The sequence below is a fragment of the Flavobacterium sp. genome (assembly GCF_029945805.1).
Taxonomy (GTDB): domain Bacteria; phylum Bacteroidota; class Bacteroidia; order Flavobacteriales; family Flavobacteriaceae; genus Flavobacterium.
Genome location: NZ_JAQSDH010000052.1, coordinates 70,835 through 94,558, shown reverse-complemented (window position 1 = coordinate 94,558; position 23,724 = coordinate 70,835). Strand labels below are relative to the sequence as shown.

Here is a 23,724-nt window from a genome sequence, read left to right as displayed (position 1 = left end):
ATCGAAAATTTTATGTCACTAACTGATAAAATGGCTTACTTAAAATCTTTTGCTGCTGCTGCAGACATCAACAAGAAGGGCAAAGCTATAAAAGAAAAACTTATTATTATTGAGTCTGACGATTGGGGTGCCATTCGAACACCTTCAAAGGAAGCGATATCTAATTTTGAAAGAAAAGGGTTTCAGATTGCAAACAGCATCTATAAAAATGATTCGTTGGCATCCCAAGACGATTTAGAAAAATTATTTGCTGTTCTGCATTCACATAAGGGTAGTGACGGGAAACCAGCAGTAATTACGGCTAACAGTATTATGGCTAATCCTGATTTTGAAAAGATTAAAGCGCATGATTTTAAAGACTATTTTTGGGAACCTTTTACCGAAACCTTAAAACGTTATCCAAAACATCAGAATAACTTTGAGCTTTGGAAAGCGGGAATGAACGATGGGATTTTTTATCCGCAATTTCATGGAAGAGAGCATTTGAATGTCAAGCGGTGGATGAAAGCACTGCAATCAAAAAATAAAGATATACGGGCTTCTTTTGAACAACAGACCACGTACTCCGGAAAAGAAGATTATAGTTTTATGGAAGCTTATGATTGGGATGCTCCAGAGGAAGTTGAGCAGCACAAAACAATCATCGCCGAGGGATTGCAGCTTTTTGAACAGCATTTCGGCTTTAAATCTAAGAGTTTTATTGCCCCTTGCTACAATTGGGATACAAAGTTAGAACCTTTTTTAGCCAGTCAAGGTATTGAATGGATGCAAGGTTTGCGCTCCCAACTACAGCCAACTGGAACGTTTAATGAATACCAAACCATAAGACACAGTTTTGGACAACAGCAAAATGGATTGCGTTTCAACACCAGAAATTGCTTTTTTGAACCTAGTATGTTGCCCCAAAAAGATTGGGTAAACAGCTGTCTGGCTCAAATACAAAATGCATTTTTGTTTTCAAAACCCGCTGTGATTTGCTCGCACCGTATTAATTTTGTTGGTTTTATAAATCCAAAAAATGGGGAACGCGGCTTAAAAGATTTAAATCAGTTATTAAAAGCCATCGTAAAAAAATGGCCAGAAGCAAAATTTAGTACAACAGATGAATTATCTAACTATATATGATTAAAATAGGTTTTACGGGCGATTTTTGCCCTTGGCTTCGCATTGAGAACGAGTTCAAAGCCAACAATTGGAAGCATTTGTTTGAAGATGTCAAACCATTTTTTGATGAGAATACTTTGAATGTCCTCGATTTGGAATGTCCGTTGACAACTTCTAAATCGGGTATCAGCAAAACCGGACCTCATATTAAAGCGCATCCCGAAACAGCTGCAATTTTAAATCACCTGAATTGTGAATTAGTCGCAACCGCCAACAATCACTTTAAAGATTATGGCTGGAAAGGAATGCAGGAAACCTATGAAACGCTAAATAAACACAACATTTCTTGGTTAGGAAGCGGAGCCAATTTTGATGAAGCGTCAAAAACTTTTTATTGGAAAAACGAGACTACTACTATTGCATTTATAAACGTAACCGAGAATGAATGGACCACGACGCACGATATAAATCCAGGTTGCCATCCGGAAGATTTAGCAGCCAATTTCTATAAAATTCAGGAAGCCAAAGAGAATGCGGATTTTGTTGTTGTCATAGCGCATGGCGGACACGAACATTACGAATTGCCAAGTCCAAGAATTAAAAAATGGTATCGTTTTTTTGTAGATGCGGGTGCCCATGCTGTCGTAGCGCATCATACTCATATTATTTCGGGTTACGAAGTGTATAAAGAAGCACCAATTTTTTATAGCTTAGGAAATTTTTGCTTCGACTGGCAAGGATTACGAAATAAACCGTGGAACAAAGGAATGATGGTTCGTTTAGGATTTGAAAAAGGTAAAAAGATAAGCTTTGAAATGGAATTCATTTCCCAAAATAATGATACGGTTGGTCTTTCTCTCTTGAACGAAATTGATAAAAAAATAATGGTTGAACACTTAGAAAAACTAAATTCTATAATCGTGGATGATGCACTTTTAGAAGCCGAATTTAATAAGTATGCTGAAACATGGAAAGCAGTTATGAATACATGGATTCAGCCGTACAAAGGAAAAATTATGGCAGGATTGTATAAAAGAGGACTATTACCCTCTATTATTACCAAAAGAAAAAAGTTGCTTTACACCAATTTAATCCGTTGCGAAGCACACCGAGATATATTACTACAATCTATAAATCCAACTAAATAACATGTGCGGATTTACAGGGTATTATTATTTTAATGACATAAAAGAGACGAATAATACTGTTATTCGTCAAATGCTCGCTATTCAAAAACATCGTGGACCCGATGATTCAGGTATTATCGGAATTAATACCAATGATAGCACTTTTGAAGCAAGTTCAATTTCAGGAGAACAATCATTTAAATATGAAAACAATCTGATTTTTGGTTTCAACCGATTAAGTATTCTCGATTTATCGCCAATGGGACACCAGCCTATGGTTAGTCCAAATGAGAAAGTGATTTTGATGATGAACGGCGAAATTTACAATGCTTTCGATTTTAAACCAGAATTAGAGCAGAAGGGATATACGTTCAAAAGTACTTCAGACACAGAAATTGTGCTCCATTTGTATTCAGAATATGGAATGGAGAAAATGATTTCAATGCTTAACGGAATGTTTGCTTTAGCCATTTATGATTTAGAATTAGAAACGTTATTTCTTGCCAGAGATCGTTTCGGAATAAAGCCGCTCTACATTTTACAAGAAGAAGGCAGGCTTGCTTTTGGCTCCGAATTGAAAAGTTTCAAACCCTTACCGGGTTTTAAATTTGAGGCCGATTACACAAAATTGGATGAGTTTCTCTTATTCCGAAATGTAATAAATGATACGCTTTTCAAGAATATTACCAATTGCATACCAGGAACTTATCTGAGCATTAAAAAAGATAAAATTCAATCACATGTTTATTACGAATTAGATAGTGAAGGAACGCAACCCTATAAACACAAAGATGCGGGTGTTGCTTTAGAAAATGCATTACGGCAAAGTGTCGATTCCCAAATGATGAGCGATGTGAAATTGGGCTGCCAGCTTTCTGGAGGTGTTGATTCTTCATTGGTAAGTTACTATGCTTCGAAATCATTGAACGACGGGAATTTGGAAACTATTTCCATTATTTTTAAAGACCCTCGTTTTTCAGAAGAAAAATATATTGATGAGGTTGCTGAGCAGTTAAATCTCAAAGCCCACAAATATGAAATGAATGCCAATTATTATTTCGAAGTTTTGGAAAAAGCGATTTGGCATTTTGAACACCCTTTAAATCATCCAAATACGATTGGAATTTATTTGCTTAGCCAAGAAGCCAAAAAACACGTTACCGTTTTATTAAGTGGAGAAGGCGCAGACGAATGTCTTGCGGGTTACGGCCGCTTTGTCAAAGCACTTCAGTTTCCTTATTTCAAAAGAGAATTTTTTGGTGGACTGAAAAGAAATATGAATTTTGCTTTCGAATATTTATCCTATTTTTTTAATCCAAATAAGAGAATGGTAATGGAAACAGCATTTGGAAGTCTGGCAACCGCTCATTCATTGAAATCCGATTTCAAATTAGAAACCGCTATTAAAGAAAGGGTTAGTCTTTTGCAAAAACTCAAAGGAAATACAAACCTTAGACAAAGAAAATACGAATTGCTTACCTATTTGCCCGATTTATTGATGCGTCAGGACAAAATGTCCATGGCGCATTGCATCGAAAACCGCGTACCATTTTTGGATAACCATATGGTAACAACTTCATTAAATATTCCAGGTGAGTTGTTAATTGGGAAACGCAATGGAAAAGATGAAAACAAAATCCTGCTAAAAGATATTTGTGCATCTAAATTTGGAGAATCATTTGCTTACAGAGATAAAATGGGATTCGGGATTCCGTTAAGGGAATTCTTTTCCTCGAAAGCATTTCAGGAAAAATGGAATAAGCAAGTAGCTCCCGGAATTCAGAAAAGAGGGCTTTTTGACCTAAAAGAATTAAATTCATGGATAAGCAATATTTCAATTGCATCACCAGATCAAATGGATGCCATTTGGTTAATGCTCGGTTTTGAATTGTGGGCACAACACTATTTAGATTAAAATGATAGCCATTCACAAAAATAAAAGTACTGATTTATTCCATTACCGATGGATTGAGTATTGCGACAAGAATAACATCCCCTACAAACTGGTCAATTGCTATGATAACGATATCATTCAGCAATTAAAAGGATGCTCGGTATTAATGTGGCATTATCATCAGGCAAGTCCAACAGATATTGTAATGGCAAAATCATTGCTTTTTTCGTTGGAACAAAGCGGTATGAAAGTCTTCCCCGATTTTAATACAGCTTGGCATTTTGATGATAAAGTAGCCCAGAAATATTTATTAGAGGCCTTGGAAATCGATTTGGTTCCGACTTGGGTTTTCTACGATAAAAAAACAGCCTATGAGTGGATTGAAAGCACTTCTTTTCCAAAAGTGTTTAAATTAAAAGGCGGTGCGGGTTCGCAAAACGTGCAATTAGCTAAAACTAAACAAGAAGCGAAATCCCTAGCAAACAAAGCCTTCGGAAAAGGATTTCCGGCATACGACGGCTGGGGAAGCGTTAAAGAAAGATTTCGAAAATGGCGCTTAGGAAAAACGGATTTATTTGATGTTGCAAAAGGTTTTATACGATTAGCAAATCCGCCAAGATATGCCAAAGTAATGGGTAACGAAATGAACTATCTTTATTTTCAGGAGTTTATTGCCAATAATGATTCGGATATTAGAATTGTAGTTGTTAAAGACAAAGCATTTGGAATTAAAAGAATGAATCGCGAAGATGATTTCAGAGCATCTGGAAGTGGATTTATTTTATATGATAAAGAAGCTATAGATGAGCGTTTTGTAAAAGCTGCTTTTGAAATCAACAAAAAACTAAAAGCCCAATGCATTGCTTATGATTTTGTAATGAATGAAAATAAAAAACCTTTACTGATTGAAATAAGTTTTGGGTTTGCCAATGGAGGTTACGATGCCTGCGTTGGTTATTGGGATGAACAAATGAATTGGTATGAAGGAACATTCAATCCGTATGAATGGATGGTAGATTTGATGCGCAGGTAATGAAGAAGTACGCGCCAATTTTAGTGATGGTTTACGATCGATTAGACAGCCTGAAAAAATGCATCGAATCCTTAAAAAACTGTACAGAGTCAAAGCAATCCGTACTTTACATATCTTCTGATGCAGCTTATAAAAGTGAAGATAATGACAAAATCCAGGCGGTTAGAGCGTATATTCAAACCATCAGCGGATTTAGCAACGTTTTGGTAGTTGCGCCAAAAGTGAATAAAGGCTTAAACAAAGCGTATACCGATGCTTTTGATTTGATCTTTAAAGAAAATGAAACTGTTATCTTTTTAGAAGACGATATCGTTGTGGCTCCCGATTTTTTAAAATTTATGAATGAAGGATTGGATTTCTATAAAAACGAGGAAAAAATCATCTCCATTTCGGGCTTTTCACATTCGGTTTTTTATGATTGGGATGCTGATTTAAAATCTGAAATATATTTCACGAACCGCTGGTGTCCTTGGGGATTTGCGACGTGGAAAGATAAAATACAAAAGACCTCCGATTTGTCAATAGCGACAGTAAAAGAAGATTTAAACAACAGCAATTTTGTAAAGAAGTTAGATCAAATCGGAATTGATTTATTCACCGCTTTTCAGAGAAGTGTATATAAAAATCAACCTTTGGTTTTAGACTATCGGTATGTATATCATATGGTTAAAAATGATTTATATACGGTAACGCCTTACAGTACCAAAACGTTCAATATTGGTAACGACGGACAAGGAACCCGAACTCGAGAGCATGATAAATTCACCCGATTCGATACCACAACATTAAAAACTAGTGTTCCTTTTCAATTTTCAGAATTTGAAGCCAATAAGATAAATAATTTGTTCAATTTTTTAATCAACACTACCCAAACCAGTAAATTCAAGCGAATTTTAAGTACACTCGGTATGTTGCAATTTGGTTATTATTTGCACGAGCGCAGAAAAAAATGGAGAAAAAGAAAATAGTAATAGTATTGCCCAAGCTAACTCCGGGTGGAACCGAAAGAACCGCCGTGGTTTTAGCAAATTATATGGTTGAGAACGGTAGTGATGTTACCGTCTTGGTAATGTTTAAAAGAGTTAATTTTTACGAATTACATCCCAAAGTAAAACTCATTGAACCTACTAATTTCCGTGATAAATACGGCAAAATTTTATCATTTCCAGCCTTGCTGTGGTATTTGAGAAAAAACATTAAAGCTGAAGAACCAGATGCTGTTTTCTGTTTGGGTTATATGCTTTTGGGAATCTTAACGTCAGTCGGATTAAAAACAAGAGTAATTATTTCAGGACGAAGTAGCCCAGACCGAGTACGGTTTCCAGGAAATGCCTTGTTCAATGGATTTTATAATTTTTGCTATTCGATTTTTAAATTTAGAATTGACGGCATCATTGCTCAGACGAACTATGCCAAAGAAGTCTATCAAAAAAAATACAGTTGTCCTATCGTAGTCATTCCAAATTTTCTTAGAGAAATCAAAGATTATCAGCACGATAGAAGGAATCTAATCGTAACGCTTGGGCGTTGTTCGTATGAAAAAGCACAACATTTTTTACTTGAAGCTTTCTCGAAAATTCATGCGCCAGACTGGAAATTAGCCATAATTGGAGATGGACCATTGATAGAGGATCTAAAAAATCAAGCAAAACAACTGAATATCGCAGAAAAAGTCGAATTTTGCGGATTCCAAAAAGAAGTCGATTTTTATCTGTCGCAAGCCAAAATATTTGGATTTACGTCTATAATAGAGGGCTATCCTAATGCTTTGATTGAAGGAATGGCCAACGGATTAGCTCCAGTGAGTTTCAACTGCGTTGCCGGACCTTCAGACATTATAAATCAAGGCGAAAATGGATTTTTGATTCCAGTAGGTGATGTAACCCTTTTTGCAGAAAAATTACAACTATTGATTGATAATGAATTGGTATTGCAAGAAATGGGAAGTAAAGCTTCAAGAATTAGACAAACAAACGATTTAAAAATTATTGCCGAACAGTACAAGGAGTTTTTACTTCCATCAGCATAATAAAAATAATAGATTATGAAAATTTTAGTAATAGGCTCGAAAGGATTTATTGGATTTAGCGTATATAATTTTTTTACACAAAATAATCATGAAGTTTTTGGGTGCGATGTTGTAACGGATTATGTAGACAAAAATTACTTTCAAATTGATGCGACAAATTCGGATTACCATCAAATCTTTGAGAAAAATGAGTTTGATGTCTGTATCAATTGTTCAGGTGCGGCAAGTGTCCCACTTTCATTAGAATTTCCGTTGAAGGATTTTAGTTTAAATACTTTAAATGTTTTTAAAATACTGGATGCTATCAGAACCTATCAGCCAAAATGCAGGTTTATTAATCTTTCAAGTGCTGCGGTATATGGCAATCCGGAAAGTCTGCCTATAAAAGAAGACGCTGTTCTGAAACCTTTGTCACCATACGGAATTCATAAACGTCAAGCGGAGCAAATATGTAAAGAATTTTATGACTATTATCAAATTCCAACTTGTTCTGCCAGAATTTTTTCAGCTTATGGCAACGGATTAAAAAAACAGCTTTTGTGGGATTTATTTAATAAGTTCAACTCGCAGCAAACCGTAGAATTATTTGGAACTGGTGATGAAACAAGAGATTTTATCCATGTAGATGACATTGTACAAGCCATAAATTTAATTATACACAATGCTGATTTTGTTGGCGAATCAATCAACCTTGCCAATGGAGAAGAATATTCAATTAAGTTCATCGCTGAATTGTATAAAACAAACTTAAAGTCTGATCAATTGATTAAATTTAATAAAGTTGTTAAAGCAGGTGATCCATTGAACTGGAAAGCAGATATTTCAATATTAAAATCAATGGGTTACCATCCAACTATTTCTATTGAAAAGGGAATTAATGATTATATTGTTTGGGTTAAAGGAGTAAATTAATTTCAGAAATCTGTGTACTATTTTATGGAAGAACAAAAGTTTAGGTTAGGTATTATGTTTAATTTCAATCCAAAATGGACTGGAGGGATGATTTATATTTTGAATATAATCAAAACCTTGAATTTTTTGGATGAAAAAGACAAACCTGTCATTGTTATCATCTATAATCCAAACCTACAAAAATATGTGGCAGAAATTGACTATCCTTATCTTGAATTAGTGGAGCATAGTTTTTCATCAATTTATAAAGGATATATTGACTCAATCTTAAAAAACAAAAACATTTTTGTACACGATTTGGTTATAAATCACAAACTAGATGCGATTTTTCCAATGCACGATTATCCAGTTAAAAGTAAGTTAGATGCGAAATTAGTTTCATGGTACGCCGATTTGCAGCATATGCATTATCCACAGTTTTTTACCAAAAGAAAAATCGTAGAAAGAAATGCCCGAATCAAACTGATTCTGAAAAATTCTAAAGATTTGGTCGTTTCAAGTCAGGCTGTGAAAGATGATTTTATTAAATTTTTTAAGATTCCGAAAGGATTAAACATTCATATTTATCATTTTGTTTCCATCATTGAAGGCATAACCGATATGACTTTTGACGAAATCAGAGCGAAATATGAGTTGCCCGAACATTACTATATGATTAGCAATCAGTTTCACAAACACAAGAATCACAAAGTTGTTTTTGAAGCTGTAGCCGAATTGAAGAAAAAGGGTATCGAAGTCAGTATCGGTATCACAGGTCGATTTCCCGATGAACCGGATTCGCCATACATGCAGGAATTGCATGATATTATTAATGAAAATGATTTGAAAAAGTCCATTAAATTTTTGGGATTGATTCCAAGAGGCGACCAATTTTTATTGATGAAATATTCGAAAGCGATTCTGCAACCTAGTTTGTTTGAAGGCTGGAGCACTGTTATAGAAGACGCAAGATCGCTTCAGGTTCCCGTAATTGCGGCCAATCTGAATGTGAATATCGAGCAGTTAGAAGAAAAAGGAACGTATTTCGAACCTCATAATGTAGCACAATTGGTTTCGATTCTGGAAAATTATCCAAATAGAGATTACACAAAACAACTATACGATTCTTATGAAAACCGAATGAAAGCGGCAGCATACGAATTACTAACTGTTTTTAAATAAAAGACAATGAACAAATCTTCAAAAATATACATCGCAGGACACAAGGGAATGGTCGGAAGTGCCATTTGGAATGCGCTGCAAAGTAAAGGCTACGAAAACCTTGTGGGTAAAACCAGCAAAGAACTCGACCTGAGAAATCAAGCAGCGGTTCAAGAATTTTTCACGATAGCAAAACCAGATGTTGTAATTGATGCAGCAGCCAGAGTGGGAGGAATATTGGCCAACAATAATTATCCGTTTACTTTTTTGATGGAGAACATGCAAATTCAAAATAACCTTATCGATGCTTCGTTAAATCAGGATGTAGACAAGTTTATTTTCCTGGGAAGCTCTTGTATTTATCCAAAATTAGCGCCGCAACCGCTGCAGGAAGATTGCCTATTGACTGCTGCTTTGGAACCCACAAACGAGTGGTATGCGATTGCAAAAATTTCGGGAGTGAAAGCTTGCGAAGCAATCCGAAAGCAATTTGGAAAAGATTTTGTGAGTTTAATGCCAACGAACTTATACGGTCCGAATGACAATTTCGATTTGCAGACTTCACATGTTTTACCTGCAATGCTTCGTAAATTTCATGAAGCAAAAATAAATAATTCTGAATCGGTAACCCTTTGGGGTTCGGGCACACCAATGCGCGAGTTTCTTCATGTTCACGATTTAGCTGATGCGGTTGTTTTTGCTTTGGAACATCCGTTTGAAGAAAACTTATACAATATCGGAACTGGAGTTGACTTGACAATAAAAGCTTTGGCTGAACTGATTCAGAAAACAGTCGGACATACCGGAGCAATAATCTGGGACAGCACAAAACCAGACGGAACGCCAAGAAAATTATTGGATGTTTCTAAAATGGCAAAGCAAGGTTGGAAAGCCAAAATCTCTTTAGAAGACGGAATAAAAACAACATACGATTGGTTTCTTAAACATGAACATTCGTTCAAAGAAGTCAAAATGTAATTATTATATATATTAAAAATCAAAATAATGAAAGTCGCATTAATAACAGGAATTACAGGACAAGACGGAGCTTATTTAGCCGAATTGCTTCTTGAAAAAGGCTATATGGTTCATGGAATCAAAAGACGCTCGTCGCTTTTCAATACAGACAGAATTGATCATTTGTATCAGGATCCGCACGCAAAAGGAATTCGGTTGAAATTGCATTATGGCGACATGACGGATTCGATGAACATTACCCGAATCATTCAAGAAGTGCAACCAGATGAAATTTACAATTTGGCAGCAATGTCTCACGTAAAAGTAAGCTTTGACACTCCAGAATATACGGCAAATGCAGACGGAATTGGAACACTCCGACTTTTAGAAGCGGTTCGTTTACTAGGTTTGCAAAAGAAAACAAAGATTTATCAAGCTTCAACATCGGAGTTATACGGATTGGTGCAAGCCGTTCCGCAATCGGAAACGACTCCTTTTTATCCGCGTTCTCCTTATGCTGTGGCCAAAATTTATGCTTATTGGATAACGGTTAATTACAGAGAAGCCTACAATATGTTTGCCTGCAACGGAATTCTGTTCAACCACGAATCGCCTTTGCGCGGAGAAACATTCGTAACCCGAAAAATTACCCGAGCGGTTGCTAAAATCGCTTTAGGTTTGCAAACTGATTTATTCATGGGTAATCTTGATGCACAAAGAGATTGGGGTCACGCCAAAGATTATGTAGAAGCCATGTGGCGAATTCTGCAACAGGATACTGCGGAGGATTATGTGATTGCAACCGGAGTTACAACTCGAGTGCGCGATTTTATAAAAATGGCTTTTCAGGAAGTTGGATTAACCTTAAAATTTCAGGGAGACGGTGTTGAAGAAGTTGGCGTTTTGGAATCAATCGATACTGAAAAATACCAGACTGCTTTAGGGAAAGATTTTGCCACAAAAGACATCAAACTTCCAGCAATAGGAAGTGTAATTGTTAGAGTTGATCCAGCATATTTCCGTCCAACAGAAGTCGATTTATTGATTGGTGATCCAACAAAATCGAAAACCAAATTAGGATGGACGCCAAAGTATGACTTAAAAATGCTGGTTGAAGAAATGGTTTCTTCGGATGTAAAATTATTCCAAAGAGACATTCATTTGGCCGAAGGCGGACACAAAATATTACGTCAGGCCGAATAAATTAGTGACTATTTAATGGATAAAATTAAAGATAGAAAGATTGTTGTAGTCAATCAGGCGTCCAATTATCTAACTGTTGGTTTTTGCAATGCTTTTGCTGAAAAGTTTGAAAATGTAGCTTTAGTTACAGGTAGCATTCACATTCAGGGCGAAGAACTCAATTCAAATGTTGAAGTTAGGTACATCAACAAATGGGTGGAACGTCCGGCAAGCAAAAAGTTCATCTCTTATATTATTGCCTGTCTTAAAATCTATTGGCTTTTGCTTACCAAATACCGGAAACACGAAGTGTTTTTTGTTTCGATTCCGCCAATGGGGTATTTACTGAATCTGATTGTTGGAAACCGTTTCAGCATGGTGGTTTGGGATGTTTATCCCGATGTTTTCAAGATTACCGGAATGAAAGAAACACATATTGTTTACCGAATTTGGGCAAATCTGAATCGAAAATCTTTCAAAAAAGCATTCCGACTTTTCACTATTGGCGATAAAATAGCGGAACTTTTAGAGGTGTATGTTTCAAAATCTAAAATCATTATTCAACCGATTTGGTCTATTTTTCAGGCGAACGAGCGAGTTTCAAAAGAGAAAAACCCTTTTGTTACCGAACATAATTTACAAGATAAATTCATAATTCAATATTCGGGAAACATTGGCCTGACCCACAAAGTTGAGGTTGTTATTGAACTTGCCGAACTTTTAAAAGACAATACCGATATCATTTTCCAAATTATCGGTCGCGGACCAAGAGTTCCGGCTTTACAGAAAATGGTTGAAGAAAAGAATTTACCGAATTGTACGTTTTTGCCGTTTCAGTCAGATGAAATGTTTCCGTTTTCGTTATCGGCAGCCGATTTAGGAATTGTGATTTTGGACGAATTAACATCCAAAGGAAGTGTTCCCAGTAAATCGTATAATTTGATGAGTTACGGAATTCCATCCGTTTATATCGCCGGAGAAGATTCGGAACTGAACACTTACGCGCATAAATACAAAGCCGCAGCATGTTTTGTTGAAAAGGATTTACATCTTGCCAAAGATTTTATTCTCGACTTAAGTTTCAACAAACAAAAATGGTCTGAAATGTCTGCTAATGCCATTGCGACAGCGAAACTTTTCAGACGAGACAACGCCGACAAATTTGTCGACTATTATTTGAACCCACTACATGATTAAACCAATAGTATCAAGTATTATTTCGAATTTAAAGAATAGCATTGGTTGGAAAACCAAACGTAAAATTGTTGTTTTTTCCGTTGATGATTATGGCAATGTGCGATTGAATTCGGCAGAAGCAAGAGCTAATTTGGACGCTGCCGGAATGAAAATCTATTCCCGTTTCGACGCGTTAGATACATTAGAAACGACTCAGGATTTGGAACAACTATTTGCAGTTCTTTCATCAGTAAAAGATAAAAACGGACGACACGCTGTTTTCACGCCATTCGCTTTACCTTGTAATATTGATTTCGAGAAAATGGAAAGTGAGCATTATGAAAAATTCCATTTTGAAACCGTACCAAATACGTATAAAAAATTAGCTGTTCAACAACCTATAGCCTATACTGGAACCTGGGATTTGTGGAAAGAAGGAATCGCTAAAGGATTTTTAAAACCACAATTTCACGGAAGAGAACATTTAAATCTGACTATTTTCAATGACAAATTGAAGAAGAAAGACGCACAATTGCTGACCGCTCTGAAGAATAAATCATACACGAGTATTTCAGATGATGATTATCCATCAATGTCGGCAATGGCAGAATTAGATTTTCGGGATGTTAAAGAAAATGAAGCGTTGAAACCAATTCTGATTGAAGGATTACAGCTTTTTGAAGAAGTTTACGGGTATCCGAGTACTTACTTTACGCCGCCAGTTTTCAATATTCACCATTCGTTGTTTCAAACGTTAAAAGAGAACGGAATCCAATTTTTAGATTTAGCTTTGCTGCGCAACGAGCATCAAGGGTTGAATGTTTTTAAAAAATCGTTCAATTATAGTGGCAAAAAGACCAAAGAAGGTTTGACAATTATGGTTAGAAATGTAGTTTTTGAACCAACCGAAGATCGAGGTGTTGACTGGGTTTTGTTTGCCATGAAACAAATTGAAACCGCTTTTCGTTGGAACAAACCTGCAATAATCAGCTCACATCGCGTAAATTTTTGTGGACATATTGAGGAACAAAACCGTGAAAAAGGACTTGATGCTCTAAAAAGTTTATTGCACCAAATTGTAAAAAAGTGGCCGGATGTTGAATTTATGTCAGCCGACGAATTAGCAACCTATCTTAAAAATAAATAGATGTTTAAAAGGATACTTTATTTAGGATACTATCTCAAAAATATGGATTGGAAGAAATTTAGTCTTTTTCTGAACCACACTTCTAAATTAACCAGTAGAAGTAAGTTTAGTCTTTTGACTGATGCAATTGCTTCTGTTTTTAATTACAACATTTCCCTTTTAGAATATTTTCAATTCCGATTTTTTGAACTTACCAAAGAACATCGTAAAACTTGGGCTGGAACGGGATATATGTTTGAATACCAATTGAAAATGAATCCGAAAAGTTCACGCGATATTTTGGATGATAAGACCAAATTTTATCGATTATATAAAGAATATTTTGTGCATAATGTTGCAGATTTAGTCGATTTGAAATCGAAACCCGAATTGGTGCAAAAAATTTTGGACACTCCTTCAGGTAAATTGGTTTTTAAAGTTGCCGATGGGAATTGCGGAATTGATGTCCAAATTGAAGATGCTAAAAAATTCGATGCCAAAAGCATAATTACTTTTATGGAAAACAGCCAGTTTGATTTGGTGGAAGAATTTATACAACAGCATTCGGTTTTAAATGCGTTATCGCCTTCAGGAGTGAATACGGTGCGGATTTTTACACAATTGGACGACAATAATGAGGTTGTTTTATTGGGTTGTCGACAACGGATTTCAGTCAATTCGGATGTAGATAATATGGCTGCAGGAAATATGGCTGCAACAATTGATGAAATAACCGGAATCATTTCAGGAACCGGAGTTTACAGCGATATCACCAAACCAGACGAGAAAACGCATCCCATAACTGGCGTTGAAATTGTAGGTTTGCAGATTCCGTTTTGGAACGAAACAGTGGCTATGGTTAAAAAAGCTGCGAAAGCACATCCTGAAAACCGTTCTATTGGCTGGGATATTGTCATTACCGAAAAGGGTCCAGGATTTATTGAAGGCAACCACGACTGGTGTAAATTATTATGGCAATTGCCGACAAAACAAGGATTAAAATCCAAATTAGAACCTTATTTACATTAAGATGTACCGACTGTTTTTTAAAAGATTTTTGGATATTTTAATTTCGATAATTGGATTGTTGCTTACTGCTCCAATTATTATTGGTACTTATTTTATCCTTGCCTTTCAGAATAACTGGAGTGTTTTTTTCTTTCAGGAACGACCTGGTTTTAAGCAAAAAGCATTTAGGATTATCAAATTTAAAACGATGACCGATGCCAAAGATTCAGAAGGAAAACTGTTGCCGGATAATCAAAGAATCACCAGAGCCGGAAAAATTATAAGACGGTTATCCATAGACGAGTTGCCACAGTTACTGAACGTTCTCAAAGGCGACATGAGTTTGATAGGGCCAAGACCTTTGTTATATAAATACATTCCGCTCTATTCTGAAGTGCAATTGGGTAGACATGATGTTCGCCCTGGAATTACTGGTTGGGCTCAGGTTAACGGACGAAATTCAATAAGTTGGAAACAAAAGTTTGATTTTGATATTTATTACGTAGATCATCTTTCCTTTTTGTTAGATAGTAAAATTTTATGGTTGACTTTTGTTAAAGTAATTCGAGCCGAAGGCGTAAACCAAAGTGATGATCGACCGATGCAACCCTTTAACGGAAATAATTAAAAAATGAATCAAAAACTACTTATAATCGGTGCTGGAAGTGTTGGTAAATTTATTGCTTATAATATCAATCAGTTTACCCAATGCTATGAAATTATTGGTTTTTTGGATGATGATATTTCCAAACATAACAGGATTATTGCTGGTTTTCCCGTATTAGGTTCTGTGGATAAACTGCCAGAGTATTCGGGTAACAATATAGCTATTGTTTGGGGAATTGCTTTCCCGGCAATTAAGAAAAGATTGTTTGAGCACTATCAAAATTTGTCTTTTGAATTTCCTAATTTTATAGCAAAAGATGCATGGGTTTCAGAAGCGGTTGCATTTGGAAAAGGCTGTATCATTTATCCGGGAACAACAATCAATTATGAGACTGAGATCAATGATTTTGTTGTAATCAACATGAATTGCAGTATCGGTCACAACTGTGGTATAAAATCTTTTTCATCGTTGGCACCAGGTGTAAATCTGGGTGGAAATACGTCTATTGGAAGTTGTGTAGAATTGGGTATTGGAGCTTCGACTGTTCAGAGCGTTCAAATTGGCGATCATGTTACTGTTGGCGGCCAGGCAATGGTAGTTTCAGATGTTTCCGAATCGGATGTTGTAGTGGGAATTCCGGCTAGAAGTATCAAATGAAAGCCATTATAAAAAGATGTTTTGATTTTGTTTTTTCGATAGTAGCCTTGGTTCTATTTTTACCTTTTATACTAATTTCGTGGTTGATTTTGATGTTTGATACTAAATCTAACGGACTCTTTTTTCAACAACGCGTTGGTCAATTTGGAAAGCTTTTTACGATTTATAAGCTAAAAACAATGCATCCAAAAACGGATAATGTTTCTAAAACTGGATTCTTTTTCAGGAAATATAAACTTGATGAACTGCCTCAGTTTTTGAATGTGTTGAAAGGAGAAATGAGCATTGTTGGGCCACGACCCGATATCGAAGGGTATTATGATAAATTGGAAGGCAATGAGCGAAAAGTACTGGAATTAAAGCCAGGAATAACAAGTGAAGCATCCCTAAAATATTACAACGAAGAAGCCATTTTAGAACAGCAGGAAAATCCTTTAGACTATAATGACCATGTTATTTTTCCTGATAAAGTAAAGATGAATCTAGACTATTATTACAATCAGAATCTCTTATTAGACATCAAAATTATAATTAAAACCATTTTTTAAGAAAATGAATAATTCAAAAATTTGGCTTTCGTCACCGCATATGGGAGGCACTGAGCAAGGGTACATAAAAGAAGCTTTTGATACCAATTGGGTTGCACCTTTAGGACCAAATGTTACCGGATTTGAGCAGGATTTAGAACAATTTTTAAATGATGATGTGCATATTGCTGCCTTAAGTTCAGGCACAGCCGCCCTTCATCTAGGATTAGTTTTATTGGGCGTTCAGGCCGGCGATGAGGTAATTTGTCAAAGTTTTACCTTTTCGGCTTCAGCTAATCCGATACTTTATCTTGGAGCGATTCCAGTATTTATTGATAGTGAAACGGAAACTTGGAACATGTGCCCAGTTGCATTAGAAAAAGCTATTGTTGATCGAATTTCAAAAGGGAAAAAACCAAAAGCAATTGTTCCAGTTCATTTGTATGGAATGCCATATAAAGCGGACGAAATTAGAGCTATAGCAGATAAATACGGAATTCCGATTTTGGAAGACAGCGCTGAAGCATTGGGAAGTACTTATAAAGGAAGCAATTGTGGTACTTTCGGTGACATTGCAGCTTTATCATTTAACGGAAATAAAATAATCACAACTTCGGGCGGAGGCGCTTTAGTGTCGCATTCCAAAGAAGTACAAGAGAAAGCTATTTTTTTAGCCACACAGGCTCGAGATGCAGCACCACATTACCAACATTCAGAAATTGGCTATAACTATAGATTGAGTAACATTTGTGCCGGAATAGGAAGAGGACAGATGGAAATTTTGAAACAACACATCAATTTGAGGCGACAGATGCACGATTTTTATGTTGATTTTTTCAAAGACATAAAAGAGGTTTCGGTATTCACTGAACCCAATTCTGACTATTTTTCAAACCATTGGCTAAGTTGTATTGTTATTGATCCTGAGGCTTTAGGAAAGTCCAGTACGGATTTAAGAATAGCGTTAGAGAAAGAAAATATAGAGTGTAGGCCTTTGTGGAAGCCCATGCATTTGCAACCTATATTTAAGCAATATCCTTATTACGGCGGTACAGTTTCGGAACAACTTTTTGAAAATGGACTTTGCTTACCATCAGGTTCTAACCTATCAGAGCAAGATAAAAAAAGAATTTCTAATGCACTTACCACTTTTTTTAACCTATTTTAACATAAATTTGTAGAAACTGGTCTTTTAATATGCGTGAATTTATCATTAAATTTTTAGGAAAGATTGTATCTACGAAGCGATTTCAAAACATCGGCTACCTGCCAAGGTGGATCATATTTGCCATTGATGTTTTTATTGTTTTAATGGCATGTGCTATTACTCAAGTGATAGTTTTAAGTTTGAACGTAAAACTATATTTGACTATAAATCCTTATTTGCAATATGGGTTTGTCGTATTCGTAAATGCCATTTCTTTTATATTTTTCAGTACCTACAGCGGTATCATACGACACTCAACTTTTATTGATGGAGTGAAGCTTTTAGTCGCCACAACGGCTTCTTATTTGGGGTTGATGGTTTTCAATTATTCATATCAATTTTTTTTAAATGATAGATTATTCCTGTCAACAGGTTTATTTATCACTTATTTGATTTCCTTTTTATTATTGTTTCTTTTCAGAATTTTGGTAAAGAATGTTTTTGAAACATACTTGCATGTTGCAGATACAAATCAGCTAACAAGAGTGGTTATTTATGGTGCAGATGCCAATGCAATTTCGGTTGCCAATGCTTTAAAAACTGAAAAACCAGCCCGATTTAACGTTATTGCTTTCGTAAATAAATTTAAAAAGGATAAGACCAATAAAAGTATTTTAAATCTTCCGATAATCAATCAGACGAGAGGCATCCATGTTATTTTAAAATCAGTTAATGCGGAAGCGCTGATTATCGCTGAAAAAAGTTTGACTAAAGAAGAAACGGTTCAACTTGTTGAAGAATGTTTAGATTATAACTTTAAGGTTTTTACAGTTCCATTGATTACAGATTGGGAAGATCAAAATCAGATTTCCAATCAATTAAAGAATTTTGCAATTGAAGATTTATTGGAGCGAAAGCCAATCGTTTTAGATAATAATAAAATTTCTACACAGATAAAGGGTAAGAACGTTATGATTACTGGTGGTGCTGGTTCTATTGGAAGTGAAATAGTAAGGCAGCTTATGAGTTTTAACCCCTATAAAATTATAATTCTGGATCAAGCGGAATCGCCATTGCATAGCTTGAATCTTGAAATATCAGCCGAATCGACTGATATAAAAATTCAAACAGTACTTGCAGATATTAAAGATTACAATGCGCTTGAAATGGTTTTTGAAAAATTCAAACCCGATTTTGTTTACCATGCTGCTGCTTATAAACACGTTCCGCTAATGGAGGAAAATCCGGCACAGGCAATTTTCACTAATGTTGTTGGTACCAAAAACCTTGCTGATTTATCTAAGAAGTATTTAGTCGAAAAGTTTGTTATGATTTCTACCGATAAAGCTGTAAATCCGAGTAGTGTAATGGGCGCAAGTAAGCGGATTGCTGAAAAATATGTGCAATCACTGAATTATCATTTGGTGAGTTCCAATGAAAAAAATGCAACCAAATTCATTACGACACGATTTGGAAATGTTTTAGGTTCAAACGGATCGATTGTTCCTTTGTTCACTAAGCAAATTCAAGAAGGTGGACCAATTACTATTACACATCCTGACATTATACGTTATTTTATGACCATACCGGAAGCTTGTCAGTTGGTGCTTGAAGCTGGGGCTATGGGTAATGGTGGTGAGATTTATATTTTTGATATGGGAGAACCTGTCAAAATAATTGATTTGGCAAAAAAAATGATTCGACTGGCTGGATTTAAGCCCGATAAGGATATTTATATAAAAATTATTGGTTTAAGACCAGGAGAAAAATTGTTTGAAGAATTATTGAACGATACGTCCAAAACACTACCAACTCATAATGTAAAAATCATGATTGCCCAAGATCGGAATTGCGATTTTGAGGAAGTTAAAGAGTCTATATTGGAATTAATATCCATCACAAAAAAATCGTCTAGCCTTGAAGTTGTTGCCCAAATGAAGAGGATTGTGCCCGAATTTAAAAGTATGAATTCGGAATATCAAACTTTAGATATTGACTAATGTGCTAAAGATGCTTTGCGTATCTTATTTAAATTCAAATAAACTTACATGAAATATAAAATCAAATTGTAGCTTTGCTGCTTTGTAATTTTCACATAAATTTTTACAAATAATAACAAAAAATTAAAGAAATATATAATGATTAAAAAAATACTTTTATCTTTTGTCATACTATTTTTAGTAACATCGTGTGCCAATAAAAAGGATATTCTTTATTATCAAGACATTAAAAACAATTCGCAAAATCAGATAAACTATGTTTCCAATGAAATACAGATTAATGATATTTTGTATATAAAAATAGACGCCTTAGTACCCGAATCAGCAAAGCCATTTAATGTAGAATCTTCCGTTAATGCTGCTTTGAACACAAATACTTTGAAAATTCAAGGTTATTTAGTTTCATCAGAAGGATTTATAACTTTTCCGGTATTAGGACCACTGAAAGTTACAGGAAAAACTACAACTGAATTACAGGAATCATTAGCGGAAATGTTGAATGATAACGGCTATCTTAAAAATGCAAATGTTACCGTTAGAGTAATCAATAGTAAAGTCACGGTTTTGGGTGAAGTTAAAAATCCTGGAACCTACAGTTTTGATGAACAGAACATTTCACTTAATCAGGCAATAGGTTACGCTGGTGATTTGACAGTGAACGGTGTCCGAAAAGATGTACTGTTGATAAGAGAAAATAACGGAACTAGAACTTATGTTAAACTTGATTTAACCTCTTCGGATTGGTTTTCAAGTCCATATTACTATATAAAACAAAATGATGTTATTATTGTAAATCCTAACGGAGCCAAGATAATGACTTCTGGTTATTTGAGTAATATTGGTGGTATTCTTGGAGTATTAACCTTTGGACTAACAGTCTTTTTATTATTAAAACAATAATTTTTAATGGAAAATTCGCAACCTGATCTTCAAGAAAAGCATAATAGTTTTGACTTTTTAGAACAGTTTTTCATCTATTTACGCTATTGGTATTACTTTGTTATATCTGTGCTGATTTGTTTTTTTGTGGTCAAATACTATTTGAATCATACGGTTTCAGTCTTTGAATCAAAAGCTAAAGTAAAGATTATTGATGACACAAAAAGTGGTTTTGTTTTGCCCACTACCGCAGCATTATTTGGAAAAAGTAAAATTAATTTGGATAATGAAATCGAAGTTTTAAAATCCTACCGTCTTCTCGAACAAGTTTGTAAAAGTTTAAATCTGAATAACCAATATTATAATGTTGGCTATTTGAACAACATTGAAATTTGGAAAAACAGACCATTTGCAATCGATTGGCTAGATTCTTCAGTTGAAATGGATGGGAAGTCCATCTCGTTTGAAATTGAAATTACAAATGACGGTTATAAAGTAATCAACTCATCGTCTTCTTCCTCTTCAAAGATTCATCCTTTTAATTCCGTTCAATATATAAACAAGATTCCCTACCGATTATCGCTTCAGGTTGGAACAAATTTAAAGACATTAAACGGCAGGAAGTTTTTGATCGTCCATGCTTCAGTAGAATCAGTAGCCTTGAACCTGTCAAGAAGTTTAAATATTGCGAATAGCAATAAAAATTCCGATATTTTAATACTTTCCTTAGTTGGTGCCAATACAGATAAATCGGAAATAATACTGAATGAAGTAATAAAGCAGTTTGATGTTGATGGATTAAATGACAGAAGAGCAGTTTCTCAAAGAACAATAGATTTCGTGAATACCCGATTTAAATCGTTAGAAAGACAATTAGACTCGGTAGAAACCAATAAAGCGAATTATAAACGCAACAACGAATTAACTTTTATTGATGCGGATGCCACGACTGCTACATCGGGTAAAATTAGTTCAACGGACGGCGTTTTTCAAGTAGAAACACAAATTGCATTGTCAAAAGTACTTGAACAAACAGTAAAATCAGATAAGAAACTTGGATTAATGCCAGCAAATATTGGTTTGACCAACGGATCTATAAACTTATTAATTACGGAATACAATGCGGTAGTTTTAGAACGTGAACGTCAATCTTTAAGCGGTTTAAGCAAAAATCCAATAATTCAATCATTAAATGCTAAATTAGTAAGTCTTAAAGCAAACATAAGTGAATCCATTAATTCGTACCAGCAGGAATTGCAAGTTTCGCTTTCTAAAAATGATTATATTCAAAAGTCATCAAGTCAAAAATTCAGCGCTATTCCCAATAATGAAAAAGTTTTACGAGGAATCGAGCGACAACAAAATATTAAAGAAACGCTGTATTTATTGCTTTTGCAGAAAAGAGAAGAAGCAGCTATCAATTTTGCAGTAACTTCCTCATCTATAAAAATTATTGATTATGCGATGACAAGTCCAAGTCCTGTTGCGCCTAAAAAATTAACGTATTATCTAATAGCAATACTAGTAGGTTTGTTAATCCCATTCCTGTTTTTATATGTTAGGTTCTTACTTGACGATAAGTTGCATACTAAAGAAGATGTTTTAAAATTGACAAGAAATAAAATTATCCTTTCAGAAATTCCATATATCAATGCAGAAAATAGATTAACAGGTCTCAATGATAGATCAATTTTAGGAGAATCTTTTAGAATATTAAGAACCAATTTGACTTATATATTTCCACTAAAAAATGAGGCAGTTGGACAAACAATTCTAATAACTTCAACTATTAAAGGTGAAGGTAAAACGTTTACAGCACTAAATCTTGCCATTTCATTTTCAATAATGAATAAACGAGTTTTGCTTATTGGTGCAGACATGAGAAATCCCCAATTGCATACCTATCTAAATATTCAAAAAAACCAACATGGACTTCAGGATTATTTGCACGATATGTCAGTAGATTGGCACAGTACTGTGAATAGTTATCTTGATAACACAAATTTAGATATTATATTATCAGGAGCTATTCCTCCAAATCCAGCTGAATTATTGTCTAACGGACGCTTAGAAAAATTAGTTTCAGACGCCAAAAAAGAATATGATTTTGTAATAATCGACACGCCGCCAACCTTACTTGTTACAGACACTCTTGTTATTTCTCATTTGGCGGATACGACATTATACTTAGTACGAGCGGACTTCACACCTAAAAAAATTCTCGAATTCTCAGTCAACTTAAGCGAAAAAGGAAAACTAAAAAATATGGCTTATGTTATCAATAATGTAGGTTCCAACTATAAAGGATACGGAACGTATGGCTACAGCTACAAGTATAATTATGCTTATGGTTACGGCTATGGTTACGATGCTGATATGGGAACTAAAGAATCTTTATTAGACAGAGTAAAGTCCTTCTTTAAGAAACGCAACGCTTAAAAATTAAAAAAAGAATTGTTTTGAAAAATGGGACGTAAGTAGTCGAAGTTTTTCAAGACAATTTTTTTATGCATAAATTCTAGATGGCGGTTGTGGTGCACATCAGAGCCAACAAAATCAATTAAACCATTTTTTAGCAGTAAATCAGCCGTTTTAGCTACTCTTTCCCCATAATATCCTGTAGTAGAAAGCATATTCAGCTGAAACAGACAGCCAACATCCTTTAGCTTTCGGTAATTACTTAATGACGGAGTATGATAAAAAAGATAACGCTCAGGATGTGCCAAAACTGGTTGATAACCTGCAACTTGAAGTTCGAATAAAATTTCAAATAACTGAATGGGTGGATTTAAATAAGACATTTCGACAAGAACAAAATTGTCTTTTAAACATAAAAGCTTTTCTTTTTTGAAAAGTTCGGTAAACTCACCGTCCATCATATATTCAGCAGCAGCTCTTAAGCGATTGTTAATATTCGGAACTTTTATTTCTGAAAGAGTACTAGCTAGTTTTTCATTAATTCCACTACTGGTATTGTTCCAAATTTCTCCCATAATATGAGGAGTAGTAATAAATTTTTTAAATCCTATTTCTTCTAATCCGTTTATTAATAGTGCAGACTGCTCAATAGTTGAAGCTCCGTCATCAATTCCTGGCAATAAATGGGAATGAATATCAATAAAGTTATCTGGAATTAAATCTCGTAAATAAGGTTTTTTTTGTTTGAAAAAGTGTAGCAAAATAAAGTGTTTAAGATACAAATCTATACAAATAAAAACA

21 protein-coding genes are annotated in these 23,724 nt (G+C 34.9%); 20 read left to right on the top strand and 1 reads right to left on the bottom strand.

Annotated features, from left to right (window positions below; genetic code table 11):
* The first annotated feature begins 12 nt into the window (after positions 1 to 12).
* The 20 genes from PSU83_RS14655 to PSU83_RS14560 all read left to right on the top strand — a co-directional run bounded on the left by PSU83_RS14655 (position 13) and on the right by PSU83_RS14560 (position 22,944).
* Positions 13 to 1,125 carry a polysaccharide (de)acetylase gene (locus PSU83_RS14655; RefSeq protein WP_300590296.1) on the top strand — a complete coding sequence of 371 codons (1,113 nt, stop codon included), beginning with the start codon at positions 13 to 15 and terminating at the stop codon, positions 1,123 to 1,125.
* Entirely contained in the window at positions 1,122 to 2,252 is a 1,131-nt protein-coding gene (locus tag PSU83_RS14650; protein WP_300590295.1) for a CapA family protein, read from the top strand. The genes PSU83_RS14655 and PSU83_RS14650 overlap by 4 nt, the downstream gene beginning before the upstream one ends.
* A gap of 1 nt (position 2,253) precedes the next feature.
* On the top strand, positions 2,254 to 4,146 hold the full coding sequence (gene asnB, locus PSU83_RS14645) for an asparagine synthase (glutamine-hydrolyzing) (protein WP_300590294.1): 1,893 nt from the start codon (positions 2,254 to 2,256) through the stop codon (positions 4,144 to 4,146).
* Between the two features lies 1 nt (position 4,147).
* Positions 4,148 to 5,158, top strand: a complete 1,011-nt coding sequence (locus tag PSU83_RS14640; RefSeq protein ID WP_300590293.1) for a hypothetical protein — start codon at positions 4,148 to 4,150, stop codon at positions 5,156 to 5,158.
* The gene (locus PSU83_RS14635) at positions 5,131 to 6,126 is read left to right on the top strand and encodes a glycosyltransferase (protein ID WP_300590292.1); all 996 of its coding nucleotides are present in this window, start codon (positions 5,131 to 5,133) and stop codon (positions 6,124 to 6,126) included. Before PSU83_RS14640 ends, PSU83_RS14635 begins: the two co-directional genes overlap by 28 nt.
* Entirely contained in the window at positions 6,108 to 7,187 is a 1,080-nt protein-coding gene (locus PSU83_RS14630) for a glycosyltransferase (RefSeq protein ID WP_300590291.1), read from the top strand. The genes PSU83_RS14635 and PSU83_RS14630 overlap by 19 nt, the downstream gene beginning before the upstream one ends.
* Positions 7,188 to 7,202: 15 nt before the next feature.
* Positions 7,203 to 8,099 carry an NAD-dependent epimerase/dehydratase family protein gene (locus PSU83_RS14625; RefSeq protein ID WP_300590290.1) on the top strand — a complete coding sequence of 299 codons (897 nt, stop codon included), beginning with the start codon at positions 7,203 to 7,205 and terminating at the stop codon, positions 8,097 to 8,099.
* A gap of 24 nt (positions 8,100 to 8,123) precedes the next feature.
* Positions 8,124 to 9,260 carry a glycosyltransferase family 1 protein gene (locus PSU83_RS14620; RefSeq protein ID WP_300590289.1) on the top strand — a complete coding sequence of 379 codons (1,137 nt, stop codon included), beginning with the start codon at positions 8,124 to 8,126 and terminating at the stop codon, positions 9,258 to 9,260.
* A 6-nt stretch (positions 9,261 to 9,266) separates the two neighbouring features.
* Positions 9,267 to 10,217 carry a GDP-L-fucose synthase gene (locus PSU83_RS14615; RefSeq protein ID WP_300590288.1) on the top strand — a complete coding sequence of 317 codons (951 nt, stop codon included), beginning with the start codon at positions 9,267 to 9,269 and terminating at the stop codon, positions 10,215 to 10,217.
* Between the two features lie 24 nt (positions 10,218 to 10,241).
* Positions 10,242 to 11,399, top strand: coding sequence for a GDP-mannose 4,6-dehydratase (gmd, locus tag PSU83_RS14610; RefSeq protein WP_300590328.1), 1,158 nt, complete (start codon positions 10,242 to 10,244; stop codon positions 11,397 to 11,399).
* 15 nt (positions 11,400 to 11,414) lie between these two features.
* On the top strand, positions 11,415 to 12,575 hold the full coding sequence (locus PSU83_RS14605) for a glycosyltransferase family 4 protein (RefSeq protein ID WP_300590287.1): 1,161 nt from the start codon (positions 11,415 to 11,417) through the stop codon (positions 12,573 to 12,575).
* Complete coding sequence (locus PSU83_RS14600; RefSeq protein WP_300590286.1) at positions 12,568 to 13,701, top strand: hypothetical protein; 1,134 nt, start codon at positions 12,568 to 12,570, stop codon at positions 13,699 to 13,701. The genes PSU83_RS14605 and PSU83_RS14600 overlap by 8 nt, the downstream gene beginning before the upstream one ends.
* A 42-nt stretch (positions 13,702 to 13,743) precedes the next feature.
* Positions 13,744 to 14,709, top strand: a complete 966-nt coding sequence (locus PSU83_RS14595; protein ID WP_300590285.1) for a sugar-transfer associated ATP-grasp domain-containing protein — start codon at positions 13,744 to 13,746, stop codon at positions 14,707 to 14,709.
* 28 nt (positions 14,710 to 14,737) lie between these two features.
* Entirely contained in the window at positions 14,738 to 15,316 is a 579-nt protein-coding gene (locus tag PSU83_RS14590; RefSeq protein WP_363319904.1) for a sugar transferase, read from the top strand.
* Between the two features lie 3 nt (positions 15,317 to 15,319).
* Entirely contained in the window at positions 15,320 to 15,952 is a 633-nt protein-coding gene (locus PSU83_RS14585; RefSeq protein WP_300590283.1) for a NeuD/PglB/VioB family sugar acetyltransferase, read from the top strand.
* Positions 15,949 to 16,500, top strand: coding sequence for a sugar transferase (locus tag PSU83_RS14580; RefSeq protein ID WP_300590282.1), 552 nt, complete (start codon positions 15,949 to 15,951; stop codon positions 16,498 to 16,500). The genes PSU83_RS14585 and PSU83_RS14580 overlap by 4 nt, the downstream gene beginning before the upstream one ends.
* Positions 16,501 to 16,504: 4 nt before the next feature.
* Positions 16,505 to 17,647, top strand: a complete 1,143-nt coding sequence (locus PSU83_RS14575) for a DegT/DnrJ/EryC1/StrS family aminotransferase (protein ID WP_300590281.1) — start codon at positions 16,505 to 16,507, stop codon at positions 17,645 to 17,647.
* A 29-nt stretch (positions 17,648 to 17,676) separates the two neighbouring features.
* The gene (locus tag PSU83_RS14570; RefSeq protein WP_300590280.1) at positions 17,677 to 19,626 is read left to right on the top strand and encodes a nucleoside-diphosphate sugar epimerase/dehydratase; all 1,950 of its coding nucleotides are present in this window, start codon (positions 17,677 to 17,679) and stop codon (positions 19,624 to 19,626) included.
* A 138-nt stretch (positions 19,627 to 19,764) separates the two neighbouring features.
* Complete coding sequence (locus PSU83_RS14565) at positions 19,765 to 20,526, top strand: polysaccharide biosynthesis/export family protein (protein ID WP_300590279.1); 762 nt, start codon at positions 19,765 to 19,767, stop codon at positions 20,524 to 20,526.
* A 6-nt stretch (positions 20,527 to 20,532) separates the two neighbouring features.
* Complete coding sequence (locus tag PSU83_RS14560) at positions 20,533 to 22,944, top strand: tyrosine-protein kinase family protein (RefSeq protein ID WP_300590278.1); 2,412 nt, start codon at positions 20,533 to 20,535, stop codon at positions 22,942 to 22,944.
* Here the strand turns inward: PSU83_RS14560 and PSU83_RS14555 are convergent.
* Positions 22,941 to 23,684 carry a CpsB/CapC family capsule biosynthesis tyrosine phosphatase gene (locus PSU83_RS14555; protein ID WP_300590277.1) on the bottom strand — a complete coding sequence of 248 codons (744 nt, stop codon included), beginning with the start codon at positions 23,682 to 23,684 and terminating at the stop codon, positions 22,941 to 22,943. The two genes, PSU83_RS14560 and PSU83_RS14555, sit on opposite strands and share 4 nt — an antisense overlap.
* Positions 23,685 to 23,724 lie beyond the last annotated feature (40 nt).